Below are 24,803 nucleotides of genomic sequence, written 5' to 3' on the forward strand. Positions count from 1 at the left end.
ATGTCGCCTGTTGCTCCGCTTTCGCGAGCAAGCTCGCTCCCACAGGGTTCGTCATGGGCGCCGATATTTCATTCCGGACAAATAACAAGGGGGCGAATTTTCATCCGCCCCCTCGCTTGTCCGCTTATTCCTGCGGCTCTTCGTCAGCTGCGGCGTCGAGTTGCTGATCCTCGGCAACGTCGTCGATCACGACATCCCCCTCGAACCCGGCACCCTCTTCACCTTCAAGCTCGTCGCCTTCGACTTCCGACGGCTCCTGAACCCGCTCCAGCCCAACCAGGGTTTCGTCCTTGGCCAGCTTGATCAGGGTCACACCCTGGGTGTTACGACCCAGGCTCGACACTTCGTCGACACGGGTGCGCACCAGAGTGCCCTGATCGGAGATCAGCATGATTTCTTCGCCGTCGAGCACCTGAACCGCACCGACCAGACGGCCGTTACGCTCGTTGCTGACCATGGCGATCACGCCCTGACCGCCACGTTTGTACTCAGGGAACTCGGTGATCGCGGTGCGCTTGCCGTAACCACGCTCGGAAGCAGTGAGGATCTGGCTGCCTTCTTCCGGGATCAGCATCGAAATCAGCTTCTGCCCTTCCGGCAGACGCATGCCGCGTACACCACGGGCGGTACGGCCCATGGCACGGACGTCGGACTCTTTGAAGCGCGTCACTTTGCCGCCATCGGAGAACAGCATCACTTCACGCTCGCCATCGGTGATGGCCGCGGAGATCAGCACGTCGCCTTCGTCCAGCTCCAGCGCGATCAGACCGACGCTGCGCTGACGGCTGAAGGATTCCAGCGGAGTCTTCTTCACGGTGCCGTTGGCGGTCGCCATGAAGATGTAATGACCTTCGGTGTATTCCTCGACCGGCAGCATGGTGGTGATGTATTCACCGTCATCCAGCGGCAGCAGGTTGACCAACGGACGACCACGGGCGGCGCGGGACGCTTCCGGAATTTCGTAAGTCTTCAGCCAGTACACCTTGCCCTTGCTGGAGAACAGCAGCAGCGTGGTGTGACTGTTGGCCACCAGCAGGTGAGCGATGTAGTCCTCATCCTTGACCCCGGTGGCCGACTTGCCTTTACCGCCACGACGCTGAGCCTGGTACGCAGCCAATGGCTGGGTCTTGGCGTAGCCACCGTGGGAAATAGTCACGACGCGCTCTTCTTCCGGGATCATGTCGCCCAGGGTCAGATCGAGACGCGCATCGAGAATCTCGGTGCGGCGCACGTCGCCATATTCGGCGCGGATCACTTCCAGTTCTTCGCGGATCACTTCCATCAGGCGCACGGCGCTGTTGAGGATGCGGATCAGCTCGCCGATCTGGTTGAGAATCTCTTGATACTCGGCCAGCAGCTTCTCGTGCTCCAGACCGGTTAGACGGTGCAGACGCAGTTCCAGAATGGCTTGCGCCTGTTCTGGCGACAGGAAGTACTTGCCTTCGCGCAAACCGTATTGCGGATCGAGGTTTTCCGGACGGCACGAATCGGCGCCGGCACGTTCCACCATCGCCACCACCGCCGAGGACTCCCAAGGGGTGCTGACCAGCGCTTCTTTCGCTTCCGACGGGGTCGGCGACGCCTTGATCAGGGCGATCACCGGATCGATGTTCGACAGGGCAACGGCCTGACCTTCGAGGATGTGACCACGCTCGCGGGCCTTGCGCAGCTCGAATACGGTACGACGGGTGACCACTTCGCGACGGTGACGGACGAAGGCTTCCAGCAGATCCTTGAGGTTGAGGATGCGTGGACGGCCGTCGATCAGCGCGACGATGTTGATGCCGAATACCGATTGCAGTTGGGTCTGGGCGTAGAGGTTGTTGAGGATCACCTCAGGCACTTCGCCGCGACGCAGCTCGATCACGACGCGCATACCGTCCTTGTCGGACTCGTCGCGCAGCTCGGTGATGCCTTCGAGCTTCTTCTCTTTGACCAGCTCGGCGATCTTCTCGATCAGACGCGCCTTGTTCAGCTGGTACGGGAGCTCGGTGATGACGATCTGCTGACGGCCACCGACCTTGTCGATGTCTTCGATGATCGAACGCGCACGCATGTAAATGCGGCCACGACCGGTGCGGTAGGCTTCGATAATGCCGGCACGACCGTTGATGATCGCGGCCGTCGGGAAGTCCGGACCGGGGATGTATTGCATCAGCTCATCAACGGTCAGCTCGGGATTGTCGATGAGGGCCAGGCAACCGTCGATGACTTCACCGAGGTTGTGCGGCGGAATGTTGGTCGCCATGCCCACGGCAATACCGCTGGAACCGTTCACCAGCAGGTTCGGCACGCGGGTCGGCATGACCGCCGGGATCAGCTCGGTACCGTCGTAGTTCGGCACCCAGTCCACGGTTTCCTTGTGCAGGTCGGCCAGCAGTTCGTGCGCCAGCTTGGTCATGCGCACTTCGGTGTATCGCATGGCCGCGGCGTTGTCGCCGTCCACCGAACCGAAGTTGCCCTGACCGTCAACCAGCAGGTAACGCAGGGAGAAAGGCTGGGCCATGCGGACGATTGTGTCGTAAACCGCGGTATCACCATGCGGGTGATATTTACCGATCACGTCACCGACAACACGGGCAGATTTCTTGTACGGCTTGTTGAAGTCGTTGCCCAGCTCGCTCATCGCGAACAGTACGCGACGGTGCACGGGCTTGAGGCCATCGCGCGCATCCGGCAGTGCACGGCCGACGATTACGCTCATTGCGTAGTCGAGGTAGGACTGTTTCAGCTCGTCTTCGATATTGACCGGGAGGATTTCTTTGGCCAGTTCGCCCATGAGAAGCCTGATTCCTTTTTCTGGTGAAACTTCGTCATATCCATATGGGATGTACGAAGCTCGTCGGGGCAGGCTGAGTGCCGTGCGCCGACTTACGACAAATCAACGGATACAACCACGGATTTGCGCAGTAAAGACAGCTCCGTGAAGCCGCCTCGGAAAACGCCGGATGTTATCACAAGAGCCGCCACGCACCTATCCCCCAGATGCGCATGGAGCATAGTTAGTTGACCGATGACAGGCGTAAAGGGGACGAGAGAGGCTCAGAGCTTCTTTGAATGCAGTTTTGAGGTCAGATTTTGCGATGTTTATTGACTTTCAGGGCGCCATCGCTGGCAAGCCAGCTCCCACAGGGTCAGCGGCGAGCACAGAACCTGTGGGAGCTGGCTTGCCAGCGAAGGCGTCCTTACAGACGCCAAAGCCAATCAATGCAGGCGTTTGCGGCACATCAACTGAGCCATTTTCGCCGTATCCGGACGCTCGACGATGCCCTTCTCAGTGACGATCGCATCGATCAGATCGGCCGGCGTCACATCGAACACCGGGTTGAACGCTTCAACGTCCGCGCCCACCCGCTTGCCACCGACCTCCAGCAACTCGGCGCCATCACGTTCCTCGATCGGAATGTCGTCGCCGCTGGCCAGATGCATGTCGATGGTCGAACTCGGTGCCACCACCATGAAGCGCACGCCGTGGTGCATGGCGTTGACCGCCAGTTGGTAGGTGCCGATCTTGTTCGCCACATCGCCATTGGCAGTGATGCGGTCAGCACCGACGATCACCCAGGTCACGCCTTTGGTTTTCATGATGTGCGCGGCGGCGGAGTCAGCATTGAGCGTCACCGGGATGCCTTCGTTCGCCAGCTCCCAGGCGGTCAGGCGCGAACCCTGCAACCACGGGCGGGTTTCATCGGCGTAGACGCGCTCTACCATGCCTTCAAGATAGGCCGCGCGAATCACCCCCAGTGCGGTACCGAAACCACCGGTGGCCAAGGCGCCGGTATTACAGTGAGTGAGAATCGCCTGGCCGTTGCCCTGATGCTTGCGGATCAGGTCGACACCGAGCTGAGCCATGGTCAGGTTGGCTTCGCGGTCGCTTTCATGAATGGCGATGGCTTCGGCTTCCAGTGCCGCCAGCGGATCGGCGTTTTCTTTAAGCCGGTCCAGGCGATCGTGCATGCGATTCAGCGCCCAGAACAGATTGACCGCTGTCGGCCGGGAATCGGCCAGCAAGGCGAAATCCTCTTCCAGCGCCGCGTACCAGTCACCCCCCTCAGCGATCCGTGCGCGGGCCGCCAGCACAATGCCATAGGCCGCGCTGATGCCGATGGCCGGTGCGCCACGCACCACCATCGAACGAATCGCCTCAGCCACACCGGCCGCGCTGGTGTAGGCAATCCAGGTTTCCTCGAACGGCAAAATACGCTGATCCAGCAGGTGGAGCGCGCCATCTCGCCAATCGATGGCCTTTACTTTCTCCGCAGCCAACAGTCGATCGCGCATCCCTCACCCCGCACTCATGAACAAAAGCCGCCGATTATAGCGATCCCCCCGCGAAGACGCTCGGGTATACTTCGCCATCCTTTACAAAAGCACTGGAACCGACCCTCGATGCCGAAACCTGCCATTGCGCTCGACTTATTATTGCTGCCGACCTGGCTGGTACCCGTCGAACCTGCAGGCGTTGTGCTCAAGGAGCACGGCTTGGGCATCCGTGACGGTCGCATCGTGTTTATCGGCCCGCGCGCCGAAGCATTGAAGTGTAACGCCACTGAAGTCCGCGAATTGCCGGACGTGTTGCTCAGCCCAGGCCTGATCAACGCCCACGGGCATGCGGCGATGACCCTGTTCCGTGGCCTGGCCGACGACCTGCCGCTGATGACCTGGCTGGAAAACCATATCTGGCCGGCCGAAGCCAAATGGGTCGATGAAGATTTCGTCCGTGATGGCACTGACTTGGCGATTGCCGAGCAGATCAAGGGCGGCATCAGTTGCTTCTCGGACATGTACTTCTTCCCGAAAGTCGCCAGTGAGCGTGTGCACAACAGCGGCATTCGCGCGCAGATCGCGATTCCGATCCTCGATTTCCCGATCCCCGGCGCCAGCAGCGCCGATGAGGCCATTCGTCAGGGCGTCGAGCTGTTCGGCGATCTGAAGCATCACGAACGGATCAAGATCACTTTCGGCCCACATGCACCCTACACCGTGGGCGACGAGAACCTGGAAAAAATCCGCGTGATCGCCGAAGAGCTGGACGCGTCGATCCACATGCATGTCCACGAAACTGCTTTCGAAGTCCAGCAATCGCTGGAGCATCGCGGCGAGCGGCCACTGGCCCGCCTCGGTCGCCTCGGATTGCTCGGCCCGCGCTTCCAGGCGGTGCACATGACCCAGATCAGCGATGACGATCTGGCATTGCTGGTAGAAAGCAACACCAGCGTGATCCACTGCCCGGAATCGAACCTGAAGCTGGCCAGCGGTTTCTGCCCGGTGGAGCGTCTGTGGCAGGCTGGCGTGAACGTTGCCGTCGGCACCGATGGCGCAGCGAGCAACAACGACCTCGACCTGCTCGGCGAAACCCGCACCGCCGCGCTGCTGGCCAAAGCCGTCGCCGGCTCGGCCACCGCGCTGGACGCCCATCGTGCGCTGCGCATGGCCACGCTCAATGGCGCCCGGGCTCTGGGCATTGAGGCACAGGTCGGTTCGCTGGAGATCGGCAAGGCTGCGGACATCGTCGCCTTCGACCTGTCCGGCCTGGCCCAGCAACCGGTCTATGACCCGGTGTCACAGCTTATCTATGCCACCGGCCGCGACTGCGTGAAACACCTGTGGGTCGCCGGCAAACAGTTACTCGACGACCGGCGCCTGACCCGCCTGGACGAACAACAGCTGGGCGCCACCGCCCGGGTCTGGGGCCAGCGCATCAGCGGCCACTCAGAATCGTAAACACCGCGGAGCAGACTTCGCGGCTACAGCCTTTTTCAAGTTTTTCGAGGAATAGATCATGAGCAACGTCGACCACGCCGAAATCGCCAAATTCGAAGCCCTGGCCCATCGTTGGTGGGACCGTGAAAGCGAGTTCAAACCACTGCACGACATCAATCCGCTGCGCGTCAACTGGATTGACGAGCGGGTCAATCTGGCCGGCAAGAAAGTTCTCGACGTCGGCTGCGGCGGCGGCATTCTCAGCGAAGCCATGGCCCAGCGCGGCGCCACCGTAACGGGCATCGACATGGGCGAAGCGCCGCTGGCGGTCGCGCAACTGCATCAATTGGAATCCGGGGTCAACGTCGAGTACCGGCAGATCACCGCTGAAGCCCTGGCTGAAGAAATGCCCGAGCAGTTCGACGTCGTAACCTGCCTGGAAATGCTCGAGCACGTACCGGACCCGTCGTCGGTGATTCGCGCCTGCTACCGCATGGTCAAGCCCGGCGGCCAAGTGTTCTTCTCGACCATCAACCGCAACCCGAAGGCGTACCTGTTCGCCATCGTCGGTGCCGAATACATCATGAAGCTGCTGCCGCGCGGCACCCACGACTTCAAGAAATTCATTCGCCCGTCCGAGCTGGGCGCCTGGAGCCGCATCGCCGGCCTGACCGTCAAGGACATCATCGGCCTGACCTACAACCCGCTGACCAAGCACTACAAACTGGCCAACGACGTTGATGTCAACTACATGATCCAGACCCTGCGCGAGGAGTAAGCCGATGGCCATCAGAGCAGTCCTTTTCGATATGGACGGCACCCTGCTCGACACCGCGCCGGATTTCATCGCCATCTGTCAGGCGATGCGCGCGGATCACGGCTTGCCGCCAATGAACGACAAGCACATCCGCGACGAAATTTCCGGCGGCGCCAAAGCCATGGTCGCGGTGACGTTCTCGATGGATCCGGAATCGCCGGGCTTCGAAGAACTGCGCCAGGAATTCCTCGAACGCTATCTGGCCGGTTGCGCGGTGCACAGCAAGCTGTTCGACGGGATGGGCGAGTTGCTGGCCGACATCGAGCGGGCCAACCTGATCTGGGGCGTGGTCACCAACAAACCGGTGCGGTTTGCCGAACCGATCATGCAGCAACTGGGGCTGGCCGAGCGCTCGGCGCTGTTGATCTGCCCGGACCACGTGAAAAACAGCAAGCCGGATCCGGAGCCGCTGATCCTCGCGTGCAAGATGCTTGATCTGGATCCGTCCACCGTGCTGTTTGTGGGCGATGATCTGCGCGACATCGAATCCGGGCGCGATGCGGGCACTAAAACCGCCGCCGTGACCTATGGCTATATCCATCCGGACGACAACCCGCGGCACTGGGGCGCGGATGTGGTGGTGGATCATCCACTGGAGTTGCGCAAGGTGCTCGACAGCGCGCTGTGCAGCTGCTGACCCGCCCCCCCCTGTGGCGAGGGAGCTTGCTCCCGCTGGGTCGCGCAGCGGCCCCATTTTTACCTGAGTGCGCATTTTCTCAGGCACACCGCACTGGCTGGCACTACGACTGCTCCGCAGCCGAGCGGGAGCAAGCTCCCTCGCCACAGAGTTCAGCATTCGCCTTATGGAGAGGTTTTTATGTTTGATTACACCGCCCGTCCCGAATTGCTCAAGGACCGGGTCATTCTGGTCACCGGTGCCGGACGCGGCATCGGCGCGGCGGCTGCCAAAACCTACGCCGCCCATGGCGCTACCGTGCTGTTGCTGGGCAAGACCGAAGCCAATCTGACGCAGATCTACGACGAAATCGAAGCAGCCGGCCACCCACAACCGGCGGTGATCCCGTTTAACTTGGAAACCGCCCTGCCCCATCAATACGATGAGCTGGCGGCGATGATCGAAACCGAGTTCGGCCATCTCGATGGCCTGCTGCACAACGCCTCGATCATCGGCCCGCGCACGCCGATCGAACAGTTGTCGGGCGAAAACTTCATGCGTGTCATGCAAGTCAACGTCAACGCCATGTTCATGCTGACCAGCACCCTGCTGCCGCTGCTCAAGCTGTCGCAGGATGCCTCGGTGGTGTTCACCTCCAGCAGCGTCGGGCGCAAGGGCCGGGCCTACTGGGGCGCCTACGGTGTGTCGAAGTTTGCCACCGAAGGCCTGATGCAGACGCTGGCCGACGAAGTCGATGGCGTAGCACCTGTGCGCTCCAACAGCATCAACCCGGGCGGTACGCGTACCAGCATGCGCGCACAGGCCTATCCGGGGGAAAACCCGCTGAACAATCCGACCCCGGAAGAGATCATGCCGGTGTACCTGTACCTGATGGGCCCGGACAGTACGGGCATCAATGGCCAGGCATTCAACGCGCAATAACTGCCATACGTCGCTTTTGTTGCCGTGGCGGATTACCGTCGCGGCACACCTTTGCCGCTTTTCGCCGTGATATTCCAGTCAAATATCTGCCACTCCCGCCCAAAGCAAAATGCCATCCTATTGATTAATAACGGTTTTAATTATCCTGAACCGAATGGCACGACTTTCGCTCTAATTTCTCTCAAAGCACGCCGTGTGAAGGCACTGGGGCAAGGCCGATTTCGATAGCTGACTAATCGTCATCCGGCAGACTAAACTTACGCCAAATGTCCTACGGGACTGATGGATCAGTATGACGCGCAGCCCATAGCCGCTCTCACCCAGCCTGTAAGACAGACTTACTGCTTAGGGGCTCACGCCATATGAAATCACCTTCCCAGACCAATGCAATTGACTTTGACAGTGCCAAATTGCAACGCCTGGGCTTTGGTCAGCTGCCTCCGCTTCTGGAACGCCCGGCCAGCCTCGCGCAACTGCGCCAGCAAATGAGCCTGCAACTGCAAACCAGTCTTGAGCCGCAACGAATCCTCGGTCTGTTTTTTCGCGAAGTTCAGCGCCTGGTGCCGCTGGACGCCTTGAGTTATGTGCATTCAGGCAGCGACCTGCGCCTGGAATTCGGCGCCCGCGGTCACCATTCCGTCAGCTATAGCCTCAGCCACGAAGGCGAGCACTTGGGCGAACTGGTGTTTCGCCGCAACCAGCGCTTCAGCGAGCAGGATCAGGGCAACCTCGAATCGCTGCTGTCGTCGCTGTTATTCCCGATGCGCAACGCCCTGCTCTACCGCGCTGCGACGCAAAGTGCGTTGCGCGATCCGCTGACCGGAACCGGCAACCGGATCGCCATGGAGCAGACCCTGCAGCGCGAGATCGACATGTCACGTCGGCACCTGCAACCACTATCGGTACTGATGCTCGACATCGACCACTTCAAACGGGTCAACGACAGCCACGGTCACAGCGCCGGTGATGACGTGCTCAAAGCGGTGGCAGCATCGATCAAGAGCCAGTTGCGCAACGTCGACATGGTGTTTCGCTATGGCGGGGAAGAGTTTCTGATCCTGCTGTCGAACACCGGCCGGGAAGCGGCGCAGATGATTGGCGAGCGATTGCGCCATGCCGCGCAGGCTGAGGAGTACTTCGCCGACGGCCAATTGATCGACCTGACCGTGAGCCTTGGCTGCTCCACTCTGCTGCCGGGTGAATCAGCGGACAGTCTGCTGCGTCGGGCCGACAGTGCGCTGTACGTGGCCAAGCGCGAAGGGCGTAATCGGTTGGCAATGGCTGGCTGAATACTCTCAGACAGCAGTGTGGGAGCGAGCCTGCTCGCGAAAGCGGTGAATCAGTCAAAACCGTGCTGACTGAAGCGCCGTCTTCGCGAGCAGGCTCGCTCCCACATTTTTGCTACACCTCAGACCTTGAATCAGCTCTCTGCCAACGCCAGACGTTCACGACCGTGGATCGCGCGCTCCGTGGTTTCCAGCTGCATGCAGCGCTCAAGGAACAGGTACATGTAGTCGTAGCTCTTGCACACGGCCTGGCGCAGCTCGGTCTGCAATGCCTGGCTCGGGTTCATCCCCGCCAGCGTGCAGATGATTTCCAGCGCTTCCCATGGATGGGCGTCGTCATATTGGGCATGCATCTTCAGCCATTTCATCGCCCGCTTGCGCTCCTCTTCCGGAAACGCCGCAGCGTACACGCCAGTGGAACACACGAGCGCCGACCACTCTCCGGTTGCGCCCTCGATGGCGTAGTTAGTGGCAGCGATGGCGACGATCAGCGAATCCGCCGAACTCGTATGCCAGCACCAATGACTCAGCGCATGCAGTTCCGGCGGCACTTGCTGAGCCTGAAGATCCTCAAGGCTGACGCCGTGCGCGCGGCTCCAGTTCAGCCAGTAATCGGCATGATTGAGTTCAACACGGATGTTACGCATCAGCCAGCGGCGCGCCATGTCCTCCCCAGGATGGCGGGCAAACTTGGTCTTGGTCAGGTTCTGCGCCATATACAACGCAAACTGTTCAACGACCGGCCAGCCCCCGATCAGGTACTGGCGCATGGTCCTGGCGCTGAGCTTGTTATCGCGCATGCGCTGGTACAGTTCATGTTCGACAACCCGGCGCTTGCTCTCGCTGCAATCCGTAATGAGCTGTTGCGCCCAGGCGGGATAACTTGCAGCTTCCATGAGTGGTCCGGTTCGGTTGAATGTGTCGATCACTGTTCGGCTCCTTTTGATTTGTGATTGTAAGGATCGGCAAGAGATTTCAACGGAACGTGCCAGGCGCCTTGAATAACAACGGCTGCGGTCTGGCGGGCCGACTTTGCAAACTGTCGCAGGTAAACAACTGCGGGCGTTCGATGACGTAACCCTGAGCGTAATCCACCCCGATTTCAAGCAATGCCTGCTCGATCTGGGTTGTTTCTACAAACTCGGCAATTGTCTGCTTACCCATGACATGCCCGATGTGATTGATCACTTCGACCATTGCGCGGTTAATCGGGTCGTCCAGCATATCCTTTACGAAACTTCCGTCGATCTTCAGGAAGTCTACAGGCAAATGTTTCAGATAAGCGAATGAAGACATTCCGGCACAAAAATCATCAAGCGAGAAGTAACAACCTAAGCCTTTGAGTTCATTAATAAATCGAATTGCACTCCCAAGATTGGCAATTGCACTGGTTTCGGTAATTTCAAAACAAATCATTTCAGGAGGTATGGCGTAATTAACAAACTGTTCACGCAGAAAGTGCAAGAACGCGTCATCTCCGATAGTAATGCCTGAAAGATTAATCGCACACATTGCCAAAGGCCCTTGATGTTGTTCGGCAATACATTGGGCAATGACTTTAAAAACATTTTCTACAACCCAGCGGTCCAGTTGACTCATCAGACCATAACGTTCGGCCGCCGGAATGAAACTGTCCGGCAGGATCATTCGTCCGGCCTCGTCGTGCAGACGCAAGAGTATCTCGATGTGCCCGCCGCCATCAGTTGCGGGGCCCAGTGGCGCGATTTCCTGGGCGTAAAGGCAAAAGCGGTCTTCTTCCAGAGCCATGTGCAGGCGCTGCACCCAGGCCATTTCGCCGAAGCGCAGAGACAGTTCGGAGTCGTCTGCGTGATAAACCTGCACCCGGTTACGGCCCTTTTCCTTGGCCATGTAGCAAGCCATGTCAGCCGCGCGCAATGAGGCTTCCAGAGTGGTCGGGGTCTGGGCGATGTGCACCAGACCAATACTCACCGTGGTCAGAAACGGTCGCCCCTTCCACACGAAGTGCAGGTTCTGCACAGTCTGACGCAAGCTCTCGGCAATTTTCTCGGCAGCGTCCGGGGCGCAGTTCTCCAGCAGGATGCCGAACTCGTCGCCGCCCAGCCGTGCCAGGGTGTCGCTCTCGCGCAAGCCCGATTGCAACAGCGCGCAGATGTGCCGCAGCAACTCATCGCCTGCGGCATGGCCGCAGGTGTCGTTGACCAGTTTGAACTGGTCCAGATCAAGGAACATCAGCGCATGCCGACCGGGCTGGCGCGTCAGGTTGTGCAGGGCTTGCTCCAGGCGATATTCGAATTCGCGGCGGTTGGCCAGACCGGTCAAGGCATCGTGGGTCGCCTGCCACGACAGGTTGGCGATGTATTGCCGCTCCTGAGTCATGTCATGCAGCACCAACACCGTGCCACTGACTTTCTCGGCATTGCGGATCGGTGCGCCCACCAGCGTCACGGAAACCGTGCTGCCGTCCAGGCGCTGAATCAGTTTGGAATGTTCGCTGCCGCCGACCAGTTGCCCGCTGAGGATATGTTCGATCAGCGTCAGCCCTTCTGCCTGCGCGTTGTCGTCCAGCAGATTGAACAGCGCGGCCAGAGGCAGCCCCGCCGCATGCTCGGACTTCCAGTGCGTCATGGCTTCTGCCGCAGGATTCATGTAATCGATCGCACCGTTGACGTCGGTGGTGATGACCCCGTCGCCAATCGATTGCAGGGTGATGTGCGCCCGGTCCTTCTCCAGTTGCAGCGCCTGGGCAAAGGCATGGCGCTGTTTGAGCAGTTTGTGGGTGCGCAACAGTGCCAGCACGATCAACCCCAGCGCCGTGGCCAGGTTGGTGAACAGCAGCAGGCGCAGGATCATCCGCGAGCCTTCACCCAAGGCATCGCTGAAAGCCTTGGCCGCCGGCGTTACACCGTCGTTGATGGCAAAGATTTGCGCTTTCCAGTGCTGGATATCAGCCGGCGTCGCGACATTCTCGCTGATGCCCTGATGCATCTCGCGCGCGACATTGTCCAGTTGCACCAGATAGGCATCGCCGATGGTCCAGCGGTCAATCGCTGTTTCCAGATAACTGAAATGGCGGAAATTGAGGTACAGCCAGATCAGGCTCGAAACGTCATCGGGATGGTTGCCACCCTTGAGAATCCCCTCCCGCGCCGCCTGCAGATCCGGTGGTTGACGATCCAGCGCCAGACGCAACTGGTGACCGCCCTGGGGCACCGCAATCGCGTCCTTGTACTTAAGGAAGATCGCCTCGTCACGGCTGTCGGCATACAGGTTCAGGTAATAGATGGCGTCCTTCTGGCCCTTGGACCAGAGACTTTCACCGGCGACATAGCCACGCACGGCCGACAGGACGTAGAGACTCACGCCCCCCAATAACGCCTGAAATAACACGACGGCAATAAATGGCCAGACGATGCCCAACAACCGTGGCGTTCCGAGTGTCCTTTTTTGCTTCATGAGGTCCTTTGCGCACGTACTGCCATCATCAAGGGGAAACCGCTAAAGCCAGACTAGGGGGCGTTCCCCCTTCCGGCAAGCCAGGAAGCTTGCAACCGACGATACATAAGTACCGCACCCGAGGTGCGCGATGCTTCGACACTGACGGCTTTCAATCATCCAGAGCCGTTTTCCATGCAGTCACTTACAACCGCGCTGCAACGCCATACTGCCCAACAGGACGAATACCGCGCAATGATCACTGCCCTGCGCGCGGTCCTCGACGCTTCGACTTCACTGGAGTCCTGCTACCTGGCGCCCCAGGCCCATTCACGCCTTGGCGCAGCGCAAGAGCAGGCGCAAAACATGCTGCAAACGCTGTTCGAAAACAACGGCGAACCGCAATTGACCGCGTTTCTGCAGACCGCCAGAGGAGCCCTGCTGCAAGTCGACGCCACGGCGGATCAATGCAACTTCTCCTTCCACCGTCGCGATGGCAGCGTCGCCCGTTATGTCATCGAGAGCGTCAGCCAGGCCTCCAGCAGCCTTCAAGCGTTTCAGCGAGCGTTGCTGAGTATAGGCGCACACCTGCGTTCCGACAGGCTGCAGCCGCTGTCACAACTGCTGCGTGAGTCCGGGTTCACATTTGCGGACACACCGGACGCAACGGCGCTGACCCGGCTGATCTGCAAAGTCGAAGAACAGCGCGCCAGCCACCGATTGAATCTGCGACATCACCCGACGCTCGCGGTGTTGATGAGCGACGAGGACAAAGCCGCGATTCACGACGTGATGGGCGACTGGCTCATCGGTAACCCCCTGTCGGCCATTGACAGTCTGGCCAGCGAAGTCACGCCTCCTTTTACCGTCCAGCAACTGGAGCAGCAGCCCGCCACCTGCCTGGAGCGCCTGCTCGACACCCCCCAAGCCCATGACTTGGGCCAGCGCTTGCTGCAAAGGCTGCAATGGTACGGCGCCCGACCCGATGAACTGACCGTCCCCGATATCGGCCTGCGTTTACTGCTCGAAGCCTTGTGCCTGTGGTACGACCTGCCTGGCAACCGCAGTTCGACCGAAGTGGCCGGTTTTGCGCTTGAACAACGCGCTCACTACGGAGCCGGCTACGCCACCATTCGCCGGGACTTTCTACAGCATCTGGAGGATTCTCACCGAACCTCGACAACGATCGAGAAACACCTGCTGGGATGGGTCTGTCTGGCGCAATTCGGACCGGAATTTCAAGTGCGCGACATCCCTGACGACCTGCCTTACGCCAGCTCGGTGGTCTGGGTCAATTTCGTGCATGGCGTGCACCTCGCTCATGCCCTTGATCCACGGTCGCTGGAGTATTTGAGCTTTCAGCAACTGGTCGATCTGCCGCTGCACAAAAGTCACAACGCCAGCAGCGACCTGCAAATCCTGATCGCCATGACCCGCGTGGCTGCCGCACGTACCTGGACCGCAGCCACCGGAGCGCTGGCTGTCGCGAGCGAACCCCCAAACGGTCACGCGCCGCTGAACGCTCTGGAAGACCATGAGAAACAACTGAACGCGGCGATCCTGCAACTGGACGTCGAGCCGCCACGCAGACTCGACCTGGCGCAACAGGAACTGGACAAGGCGCTGACCAACGGTCTGTACGATCACACGACGATTCGCCTCAAGCGCTACCATCATTCAACGCGCAACCGTGCCCGACGCAGCATTATCGATACCGAGGAAGTGGCATTGCGCACCTGGCCGCTGCTGGAGGTCTATGCCTCTGGCGGGCTGAACAACGACACGCGCTGGTACGTCAGCAGCGATGGCCGCAACGCCAGCGAATGGATCAGCCTGAATCCGGAAGGCAACCTGCACAGTGGTTTTGTCGACGCCGGACATCAACCAGGCAAACGTCTATCCCGGTTTCCGAGCAAGTGCACCCTGCCCGATATCAGGACAGTGTTCGATCGGCAGTTCGAGGATTATCTGAGCAAGACCCGCAAAGCCTATGAATATTTGATCAAGTCGCTGTTGGTCACTCTGCCATGGGCTGACCGCCGGGCACTGGAACACGGCGAAGTGAGGATTCACAGTCTCAGGGATAAGACGCGGCACATCGAGGCTCACCTGGAAACACCGGAAAACATCCTGCCGCTTCGGGCACGCATGGGTTTCTTCCTGCAAGTGACGTATCAGGGCTCACCACGCTTCTACGAATGCCTGCCGCGCGCCGGCATCATTCGCCAACGTACAGATCTGGATAGCACCCAAATGGGCGGTGTGTTATTGCCACCACTGCCGCCGAAACGTGGACGCACCAGGGCGCAGAGCATCACTCGCATCGTCGCCCGCCGCCTGCCATTCGACCGAGAAGCACACTGGAACGGCTCGCCCCCCGCCACCGACGCCATGTGCATCGCCATCCTCGAACCACTGGGTGAACCTCTTCCGGTTTCGATGATCCCGGCGGCCCATCAGGACGGTTCGCCGAACCTGAGTTTCACCTCGCCGCGCACTGCGCAAATCGCCTCTGTCATCGCGACGCAGCTGTTCTATGTCGACGAACAGGCACTGCGCAGCGACGCCTGGGGAAAAACCCGCTTCGAACAAGACACCAGCAAAACGCACTGGATTCATGCCCTCAAGGGTTTTATTCCGTTCTGGGGCAGTCTCGAAGACCTGCAATCGGACAGCCCGGAGAAACGCGCACTGGGCGTACTCGGCCTGTTCCTCGATATCGTCTCGTTTGCGATTCCCCTGGGCAAGTTTGTTGCCGGCAGCATCCGCCTCACTGCAGTGGCAGGAAAAATGGCGATTCGCGTCGCACTGCCACGCATGGCGCAATTGTCGAAGAACCTGCTGGTTTCGAGCTTGAGAAACTTCAATCCGCTGGACGCTGTGCCTGCCTTGCTCAAGCTTGGCGGCCGAGGCGCAATCGGCGCAGTGCGGGCCGTGGCGCATCTGGAACACCGCGCCGTCATGCGCCTGAAAAAACTGGCCGGCAGAAGCGCTGACTACGACTTGATGCACAGCCTGCCTCAGGCACTGGATGCCGGGCGCTGGAAAGCACTGAACCCTGCCGATCATCTGGCCGTGGTCAAAGGCATTGACGATGTACCGGTGCGCAACGTTGCTGTCGGCGACTCCCGGTATCACCTGCTTGATCCGCTGTCCGACCGTCCTTACGGGCCTCAGTTGCTCGCACACGAACACGACTTTTCGCTGGGGCGTTCGCACTACAGCGTCGTGAAAAAAACCGACAATCAGCTCGATATCGAGCTGGCGCCCGACACGCGCATCGAACTCATACCCGAGGCTGGCGGACGCACCACAGTACTGATCGATGATGTGCCCTATCGACTCGACGGCGATGAACTGCGCCGGGTCGATCTGCTTGATGACAGTCAGTACTGGACGCTGCTGCCATGCCGGGTACGTCGCGCACCGGGCGCGGGCGACTGCCGCGTCAGCTACGTCACTGCAGAACCGGCTCCGACACCCGGCCTTGGCACGATCGACAAGGAAAAAGGTTACGCGCCGTGGTTTGGCGAGCGGATTTCGGAGCCCGCCGCCCTGCCCCGGCAAGAAGGAACGTTCCTGGCGGTCGATGCCAAGCTTTATCAAATCATCGATAACCGCCCGCGGCTGTTCACCGGTGACCTGCGTCGTCTGGGCTTCAATCAGGGCAGGCTGGTGCCAAGACAACAGATTCAAGCCACGCTGCAGTTTCGCAAAGGTATTTATGCCCGGATAAAAACCGGCGGTACCTACGACGGGATCAATGATTCACATCAGGTCGGCGCAGTGCTGCTGCCGGCCATCGACGACTCGGCCAGCCATGTATTTTTCCGGGTCAACAACCATGAGTACTACCTCGCCACTTTCGCCAAAGGCGAAGTCCCGGGCAGGCAGCTGACATTCAAACGCCTGGCCCCCGCCGAACTGGCCGAGGGCAGTCTCGGTGCGGAATTGCTGACCGTCTACACCGGCTCGCTGCACGCCAACAACATCGTGCGCATCCATGGCCTCGAATCGGTGCAGCGCGCGATGAAGACCATGGAGCAGATAGCGATTCCTATCGGCACCACAGCCAGTCCGGCCAACAATCTGAAATGGCTGAAAGTCGACACCAGCCCGGGCGAGGCGCTGATGTTCGATCACTCGACGCGGATGATCGTCACCCGCCTGCCCGAAGGCGCCGTCACGTGGGCGCGCAGCAAGGAAGCGCCGGACGCCTTCCGGCAGAAAACCGCAGAGATTTTCGACACGTTGTTCCTGTCACCGACGATCAACCCGGCCAACAACAACGCAGCACTGCGTATCGACAGTGCCATGCAGAAACTGCACAACCTGTTGCCCGTGCGTGAACGGCCGCTCAACGCACGCAACATCGCCTATGCCGAAGTCACCACGGCCAGCGGTAAACGGGAAGTCTACGTCAGCGTCTCCGGCGCTCAGGGCAGCACCCAGCGCCTGCCGCTGTTTCGCCACATGGGCGCCAATCATGTGCGGATCGGCAACACCACTTACATCAACATCGACTACAACCCGGCCTTCCCGCGCACCTCGCTGGAGGTCACCGAGCAAGGGCAATTGCTGGCCGTGCCGCTGACCATCAAGGATCTGAAAACCTATCAGCCGGCGCAGACCAGCCGGCCGACCTCGCTGGACAGCGAAAGCAAGCTGATCAGCGTGCTGCGCGAGAAATACCCCGATCCGAAGGAGATCCGCACGGTCGACATCGCGACAACCATGCGCCCGTGCGAATCCTGTTCGGTGGTAATGAAGCAATTTGGCCATGACGGCGAGGAGGCGGCGTTGCAAGTGCTGTGGGGCTGATTACAGACGCTGCAAGTGGCCGTAGAGCTTGGCGTAGAGACCGCCATCGGCGATCAGTTGCTGGTGGTCGCCGTCCTCGGCTACTTGCCCGCCATCGAACACCAGCACGCGATCGGCCTGCTTCACCGCCGACAGGCGATGGGCAATGATCAGCGTGGTGCGGCCGCTGAGAAAGCGCGCCATGGCCTGATGCAGGTTGTATTCGGTGGCGGCATCGAGGGCCGAGGTGGCTTCGTCGAGGATCACCACTTTCGGCTCGGCGAGGATCATCCGCGCAATTGCCAGACGCTGGCGCTGACCGCCGGACAGGCGCACGCCGGAACGTCCAACGATACTGTCCAGGCCATCCGGCAAGGCGCGGATGGTCGCTTCCAACTGAGCGATTTCCAGCGCCTGCCAGCAGGCTTCGTCGCTACGGGTGCGGCCCATGGTCAGGTTGGCGCGGACGGTGTCGTTGAACAGCGCCGGATGCTGCAGCACCACCGCGACGTTTTCACGAATCAGCTCCAGGCCGATTTCCTGCTGGGTCGAACCGCCGAAACGAATGGTGCCGGACAACGGCGTGTACAACCCGAGCAGCAACTGCACCAGCGTGCTCTTGCCGCCGCCACTGGCACCGACAATCGCGACTTTTTCACCGGGAGCAATGGACAGGTTCATCTGATCCACCACCAGTTCATCGCCGTAACCGAAGCTCAGTCCCTGCACCTCGATGCCCACGGTTTCACGGCCCTTGAACGGATCGACGCCACCCGGGTACTGCGGTTCGTCAGCCCGCGCCAGCAGTTCGTTGATCCGCGCCAACGCGCCGCCCGCCGCGTAGTAGGCGTATTGCAGATTGAGCAGTTGCTCGACCGGGCCGATCATGAACCACAGGTAACTGAACACCGCGAGCATCTGCCCGATCGACAGGTCGGAGAACAGCACCGTGAGCATCGCCGCCGCGCGGAAAATGTCGATGCCGAACTGGAACAGCAGACCACTGGCGCGGTTCGACGCATCGGTCTTCCACTGCGAATTGACCGCATAGTTACGCACTTCCTGCGCGCGCAAGCCGAGTCGCCCGAGGAAGAAGCCCTGACGGTTGCCGGCGCGCACTTCCTGGATCGCATCGAGGGTTTCGCTCAAGGCCTGAGTGAAACGCGAGGTGCTGTCGTTCTCCAGTTTCTTCAGGTGCTTGACCCGCTTGCCCAACTGCACCGTGGCGTAGATCACCAACGGGTTGAACAGCAGGATCAGCAGCGCCAGTTTCCAGTGCATCCACATCAGAATGCTGGCGGTGCCGACCAGGGTCAGCATCGCCACCAGAAACCGGCTGAGGGTTTCGCCGACAAATTTGTCGAGGGTGTCCAGATCGGTGACCAGATGCGTGGTCACGGTGCCGCTGCCGAGGCTTTCGTATTCGCCGAGGGAAATCCTTTTCAGGCGCTCGATCAGCCGCACGCGAATGCGGTAGACGATGTCTTTCGCCAGCCGGGCAAACAGCCGCGCCTGCAACACGCCAAAACACAGGGCGCTGCAACGCAAAGTCAACGTGACCAGCAGCATCAGACCGATGTAGCCCGCCGCCTGCTGCCACATCGACGGCAACACATGGTTCATGACTTTCAGCGCGGCATCGCCATGCCCGAGCAGGACTTCGTCCACCAGCAACGGCAACAGCAACGGAATCGGCACACTGCACAGCGTCGCCAGCACGGCCACGCCGTTGGCGATCCACAGAGACTTTTTGTGATGCAGTGCCAGGCGCCGGACTTCCGCCCAGCTCAGCCGGTCGACACGCTTTACGGCTGGCGTGTCATCGGCCAGGTCAGGCACAGGCGGCGCGCTCCAGCCAGCGACCAAGCAGCGGCGAGAGTTCGCTGAGCGGTTGATAGCCGTTGGTCAACAGCGCCAGTTGGCCATTGCGTTCGGCGAGCAGGGTCGGGAATCCGGCAATGCCCAAATCCTGCACCCAAGTGAAATCCGCCTGAGTCGCTTTGTGTTGGTCGGCATGATCGAACAAGGCAGCAAATTCGATGCGCGGCACGCCAGCCTTTTCAGCCAGCTCCACCAGCACACTGGCCTGGGTAACATCGCGACCTTCAGCGTAAAACGCCTGCTGGATCAGGCCGACCAGTTTCCACGCACAATCCGGTGCCAGGCTGCGCGCGGTAACGATTGCGCGACAGGCCGGTTCGGTGTCGTAGACAAAACCGTCAGGTAACGCGCCGTCGAACTTGAACGGCTGACCGGTGGCCTCGGTGACCGCTTGCCAGTGCTCAAGGATGTAGCGCCGCGTGGTCGGTTCCAGCGCCGCACCGCTGCCAGTGCGCAAGCCGCCGACCACCAGATGCAGCTCCACTCCCGCTGCCTGCGCCTGCTCGACCAATGCCTTGGCGACCGGAGCGAACCCCCAGCACCAGGAACACATCGGATCCATCACATAGAGCAGGCGCGCAGTCATGATCAGGCCTCGGTGGATGCTTGTTTATAGTTGTAGCCGATCGGGTGCGGCATGTTGCGCGCCTTGGCCAGTTCGATCTGCTTCTGCCGATCGATGGCGCTGCGGCGGGTTTTCTCGCTCAGCTTGTCCCAGCAATGCGGGCAGCTGATGCCGGCCACGTAGTGCTCGGAGGCGCGATCTTCAACACTGACCGGAGTGCGGCAGGCATGACATTGATCGTAGTCGCCTTCGCTGAGGTCGTGACGCACGGTCACGCGGTTGTCGAAGACGAAGCAGTCGCCCTGCCACTTGGTCTCTTCCTGCGGCACTTCTTCGAGGTACTTCAGGATGCCGCCCTTGAGGTGGTAAACCTCTTCGAAACCCTCACCCAGCATGTAGCTGGAGGCTTTCTCGCAGCGAATGCCACCGGTGCAGAACATCGCGACCTTCTTGTGCACGGCCGGGTCGAAGTGCTCTTTGATGTAGTCGGGGAATTCGCGAAAACTGGTGGTTTTCGGATCGATGGCGCCTTCGAACGTGCCAATCGCCACTTCGTAATCGTTGCGGGTGTCGATCAGCAGCACTTGCGGGTCGCTGATCAGCGCGTTCCAGTCCTGCGGCTCGACGTAGGTGCCGACCTTTTTGTTTGGGTCCACGCCTTCGACGCCGAGGGTGACGATCTCTTTCTTCAGCTTGACCTTGGTGCGGTAGAACGGCTGCTCGTCGCAGTACGACTCTTTGTGGTCAATGTCGATCATGCGCGGGTCATTCTTCAGCCAGGCGAGCAGGCCATCGATGCCTTCGCGGCTGCCGGACACGGTGCCGTTGATGCCTTCTTCGGCGATCAGCAGCGTGCCTTTGATGCCGTTGTCGACCATCGCTTTGAGCAGTGGCTCGCGCAGGTCAACGTAATCTTCGAGGGTGACGAACTTATACAGTGCCGCCACGACAATCGGTTGTGTCATGGGTATTTCTCCAGGTGGCTACCCTCGCAAAGGGTGAACCGGATTCAAAAAAAACGCGCCGGCTGAGCGGCGCGTTGCGGATTCTAGCAAAAACACAGTGGATTTAGGATCTGTCAAAACTCTGTGGCGAGGGAGCTTGCTCCCGCTCGGCTGCGAAGCAGTCGCAAAACTCGCATCTTGGGAGTGCTGCGCACTCCAGCGGGAGCAAGCTCCCTCGCCACAGCAGCCCTCGCAATCCTCAGTGTTTGCTACCGCCGGCACAGGTTGGCGACGCCGGGGCGGCGCCGACTTCTGCCCATTCCTGCGGGGTGTAGGTGTGCAGCGCCAACGCATGGAACTCGCCCATCAGCTCGCCGAGCGTGCCGTAGACTTTCTGGTGGCGCTTGACCCGGTTCAGGCCTTCGAACTGCGCGCTGACCACCACCGCCTTGAAGTGGGTCTGCAACCCGCGACTGTGCATGTGGCTTTCGTCCAGCACCTGCAGATGCTCAGGCTGAAGCAGAGCCAGCGTCGATTCGATGCGTTGTTGCATGCTCATCACGAACTCCGCTTACTTCTTCTTGGCCGGCGCAGCGCCTTTCGGTGCCAGCTCGTTGGTCATGTCGTCGAGCAGCTTGTTGACGACTGGCACGGCGCTTTCCAGTTTGGCTTGGGTCATCTGGGCCGATTGCTGGGTCAGCTGTGGCATTTTTTCCAGGACTTTCTTGCCCAGTGGCGACTGGTAGAACGCAACCAGGTCTTTCAGCTCCGATTCGCTGAAGTTGCTGGTGTAGAGCTTGACCATGTCAGGCTTGAGCTTGTTCCAGCCGATGGCCTGGTCCAGCGCGGCGTTGGCCTTGGCCTGGTAGGTTTCCAGTACGGCTTTTTTGGATTCCGGGGCTTTGGTCTGTTCAAAACGCTGAGCGAACATTTGCTGCACTTGCATGTACACCGGAGTGCCCAGCTTGTCAGCGTGCGCCAGGGTCAGGAAAGCTTCAGCACTGGCGTTGTGGCTGGCGGTATCGGCAAGCACCTGGCCGCTGGCGCAAACCAGTGCAACCGCGGTGCAGATGGCACGAAGACGAGTCATCGAGTTTCCTTTTCAGCTAGGCGAGGTCAAACCCCAAGGGCGACCATTCTGCGCCTAAAAAACCTCGTGGCTCAACCCCCGAGCCTTGCCGTGCTTGATTGGCCGGGTTTTGCCGGTCAACAATCGGTTCGAGGGAACCACCTGGGCCTGACCGGGCCTAAACTGCGCAAACAGACCAACAGGAGTGTGCACGATGAGCCGTATCGAAACCGACAGCCTGGGCCAGATCGAAGTCCCGGACGACGCCTACTGGGGTGCTCAGACGCAACGCTCGCTGATCAACTTCGCCATTGGTCAGGAACGCATGCCGCTGCCGGTACTGCACGCGCTGGCCCTGATCAAGAAAGCCGCCGCCCGGGTCAACGACCGCAACGGCGACCTGCCCGCCGACATCGCCCGCCTGATCGAGCAGGCCGCCGACGAAGTCCTCGACGGCCAGCACGACGACCAGTTTCCGCTGGTGGTCTGGCAGACCGGCAGCGGTACCCAGAGCAACATGAACGTCAACGAAGTGATCGCCGGCCGGGCCAACGAACTGGCCGGCAACCCGCGCGGCGGCAAGACGCCGGTGCACCCCAACGATCACGTCAACCGCTCGCAAAGTTCCAACGATTGCTTCCCCACCGCCATGAGCATCGCCACGGCCAAAGCCGTGCAGGAGCAATTGCTGCCGGCCATCGCCGAGCTGTCCGGTGGTCTGGCCGAACTGGCGGCGCGCCACATGAAACTGGTGAAGACCGGTCGCACGCACATGATGGACGCGACGCCGATCACCTTCGGTCAGGAGCTGTCGGGTTTCATAGCGCAGCTGGATTACGCCGAGCGAGCGATCCGCGCCGCGCTGCCGGCGGTGTGTGAGCTGGCGCAGGGCGGCACCGCGGTCGGCACCGGTCTGAATTCGCCGCACGGCTTTGGCGAAGCGATTGCCGCGGAACTCGCCGCGCTGTCCGGGCTGCCGTTCGTCACTGCGCCGAACAAGTTTGCTGCGCTGGCTGGGCATGAGCCGCTGACCAGCCTGTCCGGCGCCTTGAAGACCCTCGCCGTGGCGCTGATGAAAATCGCCAACGACCTGCGCCTGCTCGGCTCAGGCCCCCGCGCCGGATTGGCCGAAGTGAAATTGCCGGCCAACGAACCGGGCAGCTCGATCATGCCCGGCAAGGTCAACCCGACGCAGTGCGAAGCGCTGTCGATGCTCGCCTGCCAGGTGTTGGGCAACGACGTCACCATCGGCATCGCGGCGAGTCAGGGTCACCTGCAATTGAACGTGTACAAACCGGTGATCATCCATAACGTGTTGCAATCGATCCGCCTGCTCGCCGACGGCTGCAGCAACTTTCAGCAGCACTGCATCGCCGGGCTGGAGCCGGATGCGCAGGTCATGGCGCAGCATCTGGAACGTGGCCTGATGCTGGTGACCGCGTTGAATCCGCACATCGGCTACGACAAGTCGGCAGAAATCGCCAAGAAGGCTTACAGCGAAGGTCTGACCTTGCGTGAAGCGGCGTTGCAACTGGGCTATCTGACCGATGAAGAGTTCGATGCCTGGGTGCGGCCGGAGAACATGATCGAGGCTGGCGCCAAGGGCTAAGATTTGTAGCGCCTGACAGGCCGCCTTCGCGAGCAGGCTCGCTCCCACAGTCGACCGCATTCTCATGTTGGAAAAGCGTTCTAATGTGGGAGCGAGCCTGCTCGCGAATGGGAGCAGCGCGGTCTAACTGGCTGCAATCCGCATCCGCCGCGCCTTCAGCCCGGCAATCAACGACGGCCCCAGCGCCACCAGCGCCGACCCCAGCACCACCAGCACCGCGCCGCCGTAGCCCAGACCATTGATCTGTTCGGCATGCACATAATCCGGCCACATCCACGCCGCCAATGCCACCGCGCCAAAGGTCACCAACGGCGTGATCGCCAACGTCGCACTGACGCGCGACGCCTCCCAATGCGCCAGCGCCTCGGCAAATGCACCGTAGGCAATCAGCGTGTTCATACAGCAAGCCAGCAGCAGCCAGCCCTGCAACGGGCTCAATTCCAGCGCTTTGAGCGGATGCACCCACGGCGTCAGCAACAAAGCGCAGAACAGGTAAATCACCATCATCACCTGCAACGAATTCCACACCGTGAGCAATTGCTTCTGGCCCAGCGCGTAGAACGTCCAGACGGTCGAGGCCAACAGCACCAGCAACACGCCGGCGGTGTAGTCCGACAATGACGTCAGCAACTCGGCCAGCCGTTGATTGAAAAACAGCACGAAGCCGATCAGCAGCACTGCCAGCCCCATGCCCTGACCGATGCTGAAGCGCTCCTTGAACACAAACAGGCTGGCGATCAGCAACATGATCGGCCCCATCTGCACCACCAGTTGCGCGGTGCCGGGGCTGAGCAGATTGAGCCCCATCAGGTACAGCACGTAGTTGCCCACCAGCCCGAGCACCGCCATCAACACCAGCCAGCCGCCCCGGGGGCCGAGGACTTTGCGGCTCGGCAGACGCTTGACCGACGCCAGATAAATAAACAGGCAACCACCGGAGACCAACAGACGAAACCAGGTCACGGTGATCGGGTCCATCACCTGCAACACCTGTTTGAGCTTGATCGGCAGGATGCCCCACAAGAACGCCGTCAGCAGCGCCAGGAACAGACCGTAGACCCAGCGACCGGATGAAATGTGCATGCGAACCCCAAAGCCTGCTGACGAGAGCGGTCATTCTAGGCCCGCGCGCAGGCGCAACACAGGGACAGTTCCGG

General features: G+C 60.5%; 17 protein-coding genes. 7 read left to right on the top strand and 10 right to left on the bottom strand.

What is annotated here, in order from left to right; genetic code table 11:
- Positions 1-124 precede the first annotated feature (124 nt).
- Together gyrA and mtnA are read right to left on the bottom strand one after the other, a co-directional pair.
- On the bottom strand, positions 125-2,779 hold the full coding sequence (gene gyrA, locus ACYZUM_RS17420) for a DNA gyrase subunit A (RefSeq protein WP_329696194.1): 2,655 nt from the start codon (positions 2,777-2,779) through the stop codon (positions 125-127).
- Between the two features lie 425 nt (positions 2,780-3,204).
- Positions 3,205-4,281, bottom strand: a complete 1,077-nt coding sequence (gene mtnA / locus ACYZUM_RS17425; protein ID WP_473060921.1) for an S-methyl-5-thioribose-1-phosphate isomerase — start codon at positions 4,279-4,281, stop codon at positions 3,205-3,207.
- Between the two features lie 108 nt (positions 4,282-4,389).
- Here mtnA and ACYZUM_RS17430 point away from each other — a divergent pair, with 108 nt between their 5' ends.
- The 5 genes from ACYZUM_RS17430 (at position 4,390) to ACYZUM_RS17450 (ending at position 9,367) form a co-directional block, all read left to right on the top strand.
- Positions 4,390-5,724 (top strand): TRZ/ATZ family hydrolase, encoded by a 1,335-nt coding sequence (locus ACYZUM_RS17430; RefSeq protein ID WP_473060922.1) that lies wholly within the window; start codon positions 4,390-4,392, stop codon positions 5,722-5,724.
- A gap of 58 nt (positions 5,725-5,782) precedes the next feature.
- Positions 5,783-6,481, top strand: a complete 699-nt coding sequence (ubiG, locus tag ACYZUM_RS17435; protein WP_041069358.1) for a bifunctional 2-polyprenyl-6-hydroxyphenol methylase/3-demethylubiquinol 3-O-methyltransferase UbiG — start codon at positions 5,783-5,785, stop codon at positions 6,479-6,481.
- A 4-nt stretch (positions 6,482-6,485) separates the two neighbouring features.
- Positions 6,486-7,157, top strand: coding sequence for an N-acetylmuramic acid 6-phosphate phosphatase MupP (gene mupP / locus ACYZUM_RS17440; protein WP_473060923.1), 672 nt, complete (start codon positions 6,486-6,488; stop codon positions 7,155-7,157).
- A gap of 180 nt (positions 7,158-7,337) precedes the next feature.
- Complete coding sequence (locus ACYZUM_RS17445; protein WP_473060924.1) at positions 7,338-8,078, top strand: YciK family oxidoreductase; 741 nt, start codon at positions 7,338-7,340, stop codon at positions 8,076-8,078.
- 362 nt (positions 8,079-8,440) lie between these two features.
- Positions 8,441-9,367: a GGDEF domain-containing protein gene (locus tag ACYZUM_RS17450; protein ID WP_222018721.1), complete on the top strand. Its 927-nt coding sequence runs from the start codon at positions 8,441-8,443 to the stop codon at positions 9,365-9,367.
- A 131-nt stretch (positions 9,368-9,498) separates the two neighbouring features.
- Here ACYZUM_RS17450 and ACYZUM_RS17455 read toward each other — a convergent pair whose 3' ends face one another.
- Positions 9,499-10,260, bottom strand: coding sequence for a TenA family transcriptional regulator (locus ACYZUM_RS17455; protein ID WP_473060925.1), 762 nt, complete (start codon positions 10,258-10,260; stop codon positions 9,499-9,501).
- 79 nt (positions 10,261-10,339) lie between these two features.
- The gene (locus ACYZUM_RS17460) at positions 10,340-12,799 is read right to left on the bottom strand and encodes an EAL domain-containing protein (protein WP_473060926.1); all 2,460 of its coding nucleotides are present in this window, start codon (positions 12,797-12,799) and stop codon (positions 10,340-10,342) included.
- A 174-nt stretch (positions 12,800-12,973) separates the two neighbouring features.
- On the opposite strand from ACYZUM_RS17460, the gene ACYZUM_RS17465 reads away from it, so the two are divergent.
- Complete coding sequence (locus ACYZUM_RS17465) at positions 12,974-17,599, top strand: hypothetical protein (RefSeq protein WP_473060927.1); 4,626 nt, start codon at positions 12,974-12,976, stop codon at positions 17,597-17,599.
- On the opposite strand, the gene ACYZUM_RS17470 is transcribed toward ACYZUM_RS17465, so the two are convergent.
- From ACYZUM_RS17470 to ACYZUM_RS17490, 5 genes are all read right to left on the bottom strand, one after another.
- Positions 17,600-19,417: an ABC transporter ATP-binding protein gene (locus ACYZUM_RS17470; protein WP_443544151.1), complete on the bottom strand. Its 1,818-nt coding sequence runs from the start codon at positions 19,415-19,417 to the stop codon at positions 17,600-17,602.
- Positions 19,410-20,012, bottom strand: coding sequence for a DsbA family protein (locus tag ACYZUM_RS17475; RefSeq protein ID WP_186448459.1), 603 nt, complete (start codon positions 20,010-20,012; stop codon positions 19,410-19,412). Before ACYZUM_RS17475 ends, ACYZUM_RS17470 begins: the two co-directional genes overlap by 8 nt.
- A gap of 35 nt (positions 20,013-20,047) precedes the next feature.
- Entirely contained in the window at positions 20,048-20,989 is a 942-nt protein-coding gene (gene trhO, locus ACYZUM_RS17480) for an oxygen-dependent tRNA uridine(34) hydroxylase TrhO (RefSeq protein ID WP_041069334.1), read from the bottom strand.
- Between the two features lie 238 nt (positions 20,990-21,227).
- Positions 21,228-21,527 (bottom strand): BolA family protein, encoded by a 300-nt coding sequence (locus ACYZUM_RS17485; RefSeq protein ID WP_041069332.1) that lies wholly within the window; start codon positions 21,525-21,527, stop codon positions 21,228-21,230.
- Positions 21,528-21,539: 12 nt separating this feature from the next.
- Positions 21,540-22,058 carry a DUF2059 domain-containing protein gene (locus tag ACYZUM_RS17490; RefSeq protein ID WP_003226938.1) on the bottom strand — a complete coding sequence of 173 codons (519 nt, stop codon included), beginning with the start codon at positions 22,056-22,058 and terminating at the stop codon, positions 21,540-21,542.
- Between the two features lie 193 nt (positions 22,059-22,251).
- Here ACYZUM_RS17490 and ACYZUM_RS17495 point away from each other — a divergent pair, with 193 nt between their 5' ends.
- Entirely contained in the window at positions 22,252-23,646 is a 1,395-nt protein-coding gene (locus ACYZUM_RS17495) for a class II fumarate hydratase (protein WP_329696185.1), read from the top strand.
- Positions 23,647-23,769: 123 nt separating this feature from the next.
- Here the strand turns inward: ACYZUM_RS17495 and ACYZUM_RS17500 are convergent, their stop codons facing one another.
- Positions 23,770-24,729: a DMT family transporter gene (locus ACYZUM_RS17500; RefSeq protein WP_473060928.1), complete on the bottom strand. Its 960-nt coding sequence runs from the start codon at positions 24,727-24,729 to the stop codon at positions 23,770-23,772.
- Positions 24,730-24,803: the final 74 nt, after the last annotated feature.

This window comes from Pseudomonas sp. m6p (assembly GCF_055760375.1).